At 44.9% G+C, this 6,974-nt stretch carries 6 protein-coding genes and 1 pseudogene; all 7 read right to left on the reverse strand.

The window, feature by feature from the left end; all coding sequences use genetic code 11:
• Nucleotides 1-191: pseudogene (locus PROVALCAL_RS18555) on the reverse strand (hypothetical protein); the annotation flags it as partial.
• 60 nt (nt 192-251) lie between these two features.
• On the reverse strand, nt 252-1,298 hold the full coding sequence (locus PROVALCAL_RS18560) for a DUF6453 family protein (RefSeq protein WP_243441108.1): 1,047 nt from the start codon (nt 1,296-1,298) through the stop codon (nt 252-254).
• Nucleotides 1,265-4,567, reverse strand: coding sequence for a TipJ family phage tail tip protein (locus PROVALCAL_RS18565; RefSeq protein ID WP_006660896.1), 3,303 nt, complete (start codon nt 4,565-4,567; stop codon nt 1,265-1,267). The genes PROVALCAL_RS18560 and PROVALCAL_RS18565 overlap by 34 nt, the downstream gene beginning before the upstream one ends.
• Before the next feature lie 57 nt (nt 4,568-4,624).
• Entirely contained in the window at nt 4,625-5,227 is a 603-nt protein-coding gene (locus tag PROVALCAL_RS18570) for a tail assembly protein (protein ID WP_006660897.1), read from the reverse strand.
• Nucleotides 5,224-5,934: a C40 family peptidase gene (locus PROVALCAL_RS18575; protein WP_006660898.1), complete on the reverse strand. Its 711-nt coding sequence runs from the start codon at nt 5,932-5,934 to the stop codon at nt 5,224-5,226. Before PROVALCAL_RS18575 ends, PROVALCAL_RS18570 begins: the two co-directional genes overlap by 4 nt.
• A complete protein-coding gene (locus PROVALCAL_RS18580) occupies nt 5,931-6,674 on the reverse strand; it encodes a phage minor tail protein L (RefSeq protein WP_006660899.1) in 744 nt (247 codons plus the stop codon). Before PROVALCAL_RS18580 ends, PROVALCAL_RS18575 begins: the two co-directional genes overlap by 4 nt.
• A partial coding sequence (locus PROVALCAL_RS18585) for a phage tail protein (RefSeq protein WP_006660111.1) occupies nt 6,671-6,974 on the reverse strand: 304 nt, incomplete at its 5' end. The genes PROVALCAL_RS18585 and PROVALCAL_RS18580, both read right to left, overlap by 4 nt.

The raw sequence follows: 6,974 nt of genomic DNA on the forward strand, positions 1-6,974 counted from the left end.
GGGTAAGTGAGGTTAATCTCTGTATCTGAGTTCACAGATAACACTGTGTTCATGTACACAACGTTATTGATGAGATAAGAGATTGGACAGCCTTCAGAGATACCTGCCAAATTATCTTTCCAGCGCGTTCCAGTACCTTTTATTTTTGTTTGTCCCGCTGTCGTTGCGATTGTGCCTGTTTGATAAATCATATTAACTCCAAAATTTGGACGTAAAAAAACCGCTTTCGCGGCTTATCGTTGAATTGGTATTTAGAAGTAATCGTTGAAGTCTATGGCGTAGCTGCCGGCATACACTATCTTGTTGTACATGTAGTTAGCATACATTGGGTAATCACCGATGGTCCACATCCTTTTCGCTATAAGCTGTTTACCTGACACCCTAAATCCAGACATGTAGCAGTTAACAGTATTCCCCTCATTCTCCAACCATGTATTGGGGCTATCCATCGTGAACATCGGGACATCGAATTTACTAGTGGCAACATTATTGCTCGTGTTAACTATCTGCCCATTGTTATAAAACGGTGTGTACTCGGAGTTGAAGACTACTTTACCCACTCTGTTCCAAATCGTTAGTCCATCGGAAGGTTGAAGATTTAACCCGGACGCAAATATCACAACATATACCCAACCAGACTCTAGCGAAATTATCCGGTTATTCGGTCTGTCATAGCGTATTGTTTGACTTGTGTTTTCAGGTCTAATAAATACACAGACCGAGTTACGGTTAGGAATAGAATCCGGAACGCTCCAATAACCCCGCCCATTCTTATCCGCTTGTATAAATATTTTTTGCCTAAACACACAATAGGAAACCGTGGATTCTTGGGTAATAGCTCTAAAGTTATCAACGGCAGCATCTATCTGCGAGTTAATAAAAAGCCCATAAGAGTCTTGTGGGGCTTCCTTCAGTACACCATATAAGAAAAAATGGGAGTTACCATCACTCCCCGGCAACCAACCTGAATCACCGCCCCACCAGTCATAGTTACAATAGAATGTATCACCCGATACCCAATAGCTTCCGATACTCACGCCCTGCACAGAACCATAAGCCAGAAAATGACATAACGCTGAAGGTACAATGACTACATTGTATTTCGACATTCCTGGTACATTAACGGACTTATTTTTTTGATACGGCTGTGGGCTAAGTGGATGAATAACAATATGCTTCAGAAAGGTTAGCGGATAAGAGTTGTTAGTGATTTCAATCGGCTTCCCGCCGTCTTTAGGGTTAATAAACAATCCATAATCATCACTCATACCGGGCGCCTCCCTAGTTTCGTAGCCCATCGTTTGTTTTCATCAAAAATAGTTACTCCTGTACCATCAATTAATAATTGCCCGCCATCACCGACGATTTTAAAATCTCCACTGATGAGTAGTTTGTTAAACTCCGCATCGCCAGTTTTAGCGTCGATATTAAAACCAACTTTGCCGGGGACATAATTCGCTGAGGTCATTTTGTCAGTTACAACAACTTCGTTAAGCCATGCCTTGCTAATAAATGCTTCATTCATGAAAACTTGACCGTTTTTCATGTATAAGAAGGGCTCCATTTTTCCATTCACTGGATTATAGAAAGCAAAGTTATTCGCATTGAAACCGATGAATGACTCAATTTTACCGTTTTTCAGTTCAGCGCTAATCACCATACCTGCAGCGTTGTACTTCTTATCATCAACAACAATCGTGATATTCGTACTGTGCATCGCATAGCCTTCGCCTTGCTTAAACTCAGCTTGCATCTTGGTATTGATTAACGCCTCTTGTTCATCAAATTTCACCTGCAGCTGGGTTTGCGACTCTGCAAATGCTGAGTCTAATTTCGCAATAGCCTTATCTAGCGTAGCAACCTCAGATTTCACGCCGTTAATGGAGGCATTGACCGTCGTGTACTTCTCTGCCCAAGCCAGTTCGCTGTCCGCATACACACGCCATAGCTCTTTAATTTGAGCTTGCGACTGTCCATGCTTAACAAATAAATCCTCTTGAAGCTCATAGGTCGCAGCCATGTTGATTAGGCATGCCTCATTAAGCCAATCGAGAGTTTTATCAAGCTGTTTACCCGCTTCGGCGGTCATGAAATGCCCATCGAGTTCTGGCATGATGGTATTCACGTCAAACTCAGACTCTCCACGAACAAATGAGGTCCATTCAGATTCATTGCCTGATTTATCCACCAGCCTCGCTCGAAAGTAAAAAGCAATACCAGCAGCTAAACCTGCTAACTCATGAGAACGCGAGGGGTAAGGAACATCAGCAAGCAACATAAGCCCATTACCATCATTGGTTTTGCTGTACTGAATCTCAGTCTTTAACGTGTCGCTAGTGTTTTCACCAAAGCCCCAATCAAGCTTAATGCCGAACACGAGCGGAGAAGCTCTAAAATTCACAGGCTTAGGTGGGTTCCCTACCTTTCCGGTCAGTGTTGTTTCTGGCGCATTCGCCCAAATGCTGGAAATTTCAGACGCATTAACCGCTCGAACTCGCACTTGATATCGACCAGAATAAACGCCCTCAATATCAAACCCCAGTGATGATGTCCTTGGTGCATTGACCCAGTTCCCGTTATCACGACGCCATTGCGCTTCATAAGCAATCGCATTTTCAGCCGCGTCCCAACTGACACTGAGCGTAGTCAACGCCATGCCTTGGTCAACTCTTGAGTAAGACGTGATTTCGACCTTTTTCGGTGCAGGCTGAACGCGAGGCGGAATAACCGTTACGGGACGTTCGTCAATGCGAGCACCTGAATCGATATGGTCATAATGGTCAGGATTATGGATAGCACCGCTAATGGTGTAAGTGTTATCGCCGTTATCGCTGATATTAATCACTCGATATAGCTGGACCGCTAAGTCATCAGAATCTACGACCCATACAGCCTCTTTTTGCGGTACCTGCGAGTATTCGACAGAAACCGTGACCACTTTCTTGTTTACCGAAGTAACAGTACGCCCTTCTGATTTTCCATCAGGCAGGTTGATGATCAGGCGGTCACCCGCTTTAATTGACGTGACTCTATCAAGAGTAATGTTTCGCCCATTCGCTGAGGAGATACGTCCCCCGGTGTCACGCCCCGCCAAGTTCGAATCAGCTACGGCAATGATATGACCAGGAGAAGGGATCGCCCCTTCTAGCCCAGTAGCAAAGGTGATCATGCGGTCATTCGCATTCGTGAGTAATGCCCAACGCCCGCGACGATTTGCTTCACTTTGTCGAGTGCAACCAATCGCAGAAAGCTCGACTTTACGCACCATTTTATAGCGGCGCTGTAAGTTTAAATCTGATACCGCCTCGACATCATCATTACTGTGGTTATTCATATTGCTATATGAAACTAGCGCTTGCGTATATCTTGTTTGGGAGCTACCACCTGAATAGGTTGGTTTTCCTCCGACAATATTGGCATTGGTGAACGTACGGAAGATACTGGATGGCATGTCTGCAACCGCATTCACTTTATTATCAGCCCAGAAGGTCATGCCACGGAATATCGCCGCAATGTCACGCAGTACGGTGTAGGCTGATTCTTGTGATTGAATATATACATCACACAAAAAACGCGGCTCTTTGCCATCACCGCCTCGTCCATCCGGTACCAATTCATCACAATATTGTGCGATCTTATACAAGTCCCACTTTTCAATCTGAGAAGGCTTTATTCGGTCACCACAACCATAACGATTATTGAGCACTAAATCATAAAATACCCAAGCCGGGTTATTTGTTGCTGCCAGTTTAAAGGTACCGTCCCATACCCCTGAATAGGTCCGATTAATCGGGTCATAATTCGTGGGCACTTTGATAAGCAAGCCACCTTTTGAGCGGACGCTAATCTTGGGGATCCGGTTATTGAATTGACGCGCATTGAACGTCACAAACAGAAGCGCGGTATTGGGATAACGCAACTTTGCATCAATCACCTCAGTCACGGCCGCAATCGTCACTTTATCGGCAATACGGGCGGTATTCTGATTCTTAGTGAGCCGGCGAACACGCAATTGCCAACCTGTAGTGGCTTTGGGTAAATCGACACGATGGGTACGCTGATATTCACTTGTCGTTTTTCCATCGAATGCAGACTTAACCAGCTCTTTATATCCAGCCCCATCCGTGGATAAATCAATAGCGTAATCAATACGGTAGCCTGTCGTGTCGCCATTGTCATGCTGGTGCATTAATTGCGGTACCGAAAAGCGAACACGAATAGCGGATAACTGAGTATTATTAATTGTTCTGACGTACGGCTGATCGTCTTTCAGTTCCATCCCGACGGCAATATCATTATCCACGGAGGGAATGCCTTGAATGTATTCTTGTTGTTCACTGCCAGATCTAAACTCCCACGTCACACCCTCAAAATTTTTGGTACCGTCTAAGTTACCAATCGGTGTATCGTCGAGGAAAATACGGGTATCATCCAAACCACCGGCTATTTCACCCTCCGAAATCGCTAACAGAATTTTTGCGGTAGATTCGGATAGCAAACTGTCTTTTGATTCGACTGGCGTATGTCCGCCACCACCACCGCCTTTTGCACCGTATATCGTTTCCATATTTCACCCATAAAAAAAAGCGGCAATTAAGCCGCTCGTGTTAACGTGTTCGTTTTGCTATTTCTGATCTTCGGTATAGATCCCCGCGGAGATAAGCGCTCCACCTATCTCACGACGACCAAGACCATACAAGAGAGGAATCGGATTACCTTGCGCCGTCGTATTCACAGCCCCACCAAAGGCATAAGAAGGTTTATTGTCTGCATCTTGTCGCATCGATAAACCACGAGGCTGCGGTGAAAGCATTTGCACAATCCCACCGATAGCCATTGCAGCTCCACTCATCGCAGCAGCGCCAGCCCACCCACCCGCAGTAAATGCAGCCCCTAATCCACCAGTGAAGTATGTTGCTGCCGCAATTAAAGCAACGCCAATCACAGTCTGGAAGAAACCACCACGCTTACTCCCTTTAATTACCGGAGCAATGCGAATATCTTCACAAGTATCAAGATACAATTCATCTTTAGCAATGTTGCGCTTACCTTTAAAAACGGCAAATTCCAGCCCTTTAAGATGCGCATTGGCAAGGAACTGCTCAAATCCGTCATAGAGTACCGATAGCGCTTTAATCGCTTCACGCGGAGAATCGATAGCAAGCCGATGTTCGCGACCAAACTTGGCACCTAAAACACCATAGAGCCGTATTGTTTTTAAATTCATGCCAACTCCTTGCGTCTTACTATCTTGACCGTTCTATCACGCCAATAATCGCTGTAAGGAACAATGCGACTTAGCTGACCGTATAAGTGGTGAAGCAGCATACCATTCACGATTACCCCTGCATGGTTCGGAACATGAGCTTGCACTTGCATAATGACCATATCGCCCTCCTTTAAGTCACCAGCAAACTCGACAAAGCCCGCTTGCTGCCAGTTATCCATATACAAGTTTTCACCCTCTTCCCACCAATGATGATCGACGCTGTAGTTATGCAGCTCTATCCCGTGAGTTTGTCGGTAATAATCCATGATAAGTGACCAGCAATCGGCGTGCCCCAGCACAAACGGGCGACCTTCTAGCTCACGTTCTGCACGAGGCTGAATAATGCGAATGTCACCTTCGGGAAAGGACGCTATCACCCATGGCAATCCCGTCACATCACACTGTAGCTTATCAACTTCGCTCGGTTGAGAGGTCACCCCATCACCACAATGGCTGTGTACAATTGCTATTGGATCGCCCCAATCTCCAGAGGTCGCATAATCTTCAGGGGAAAGTTCAAAGTGTTCAGTGGGATTATCGGAGAGGTTACGGCAAGGGAAGTATTTTTTGACTCGGCTTTTTTGGCAGATAACACCACAAGCCTCTTTGGGATATTCCGCTTTTACATGCTGAAATATCGCCTCCGTTAATTTCTTTGTGATCATAGTATTAATCCCGCTGCTGGGAATCCTCCAAAATCCAAAGGCTCATTTTCACCAAAGCGTTTTTTGCAATCACTAATAAGTCCGCCGCATTTATCTAATGCCGGATCATCAACCGGTTCGCCACGCTCATCGAAATATCTATTGCCCGTATAATTACAGCCTCGCCCGCTTCGATAGTCGCCTTTCATGCACCAGAAACAAAGGTTATGTATTTGTCGAACGGGTATCATAATCCCCTGTAAATCAAACGGGCTAGATAACTCAAACTCAACAACTTCGCCTGCCACTTCATTCGTTTTACGGTCAACGTAATACACTTGAGTAAAACACTCGTCAGGGTTCGCTGTTGAGTTTCCATCAGTGAAGTTTTTAGCATCAAGATAGTGAGCAAAAGTTTCATAAATAGTGACTTTTGCCTGAGCCATATCATCAAACTGTAGGCATAGAGAAGATATCAAACCATTAGTATTCGCCACTCTTAATATGGGTCTAGCTGGGCTTCCATCACTATTTTTAGCCATCCCTTCAATCTCATAAGCCCACGCACCGTATTCATTACCTTGCCACCAAATAGGCTTAGGTTTGATATCACCGCCAGAGGCGTCAATGTCTTGTGGTGTATGCGGCAAGTTATAGGCATGAAAGCGAAGAATAGGACCATCAAACTCACTGCCATCTACTTCAATTAACTGAACCTTATGACCAGGCTCTAACTTTTGAATATCTGATGTTATGTTCATGCACTAAATGCCTGTTCAAACGTTGCTGTTATAGTGATAGAGCTACCGCCAATTGGCTTTAATGTGATGGAATCTGCCTTCACCCGATATAGACCTTTATCACCAAATGGTGGAACCCAGATAAATGATTTTGCTGTGTGCGACCGGATAAAGGAAAAAATAGGCATTACCTCAGATTTATGACCTGTATAAACAAATGACCATGATTGAGATTCCGTGTTAATACCATCGCCGGCGACTTGCTTATAGCCATCACCAAACTCAACCTCTTTTATTCGGTGTTTGAACTCACCCACTGGT

Source organism: Providencia alcalifaciens DSM 30120, from assembly GCF_000173415.1.
Lineage (GTDB): Bacteria > Pseudomonadota > Gammaproteobacteria > Enterobacterales > Enterobacteriaceae > Providencia > Providencia alcalifaciens.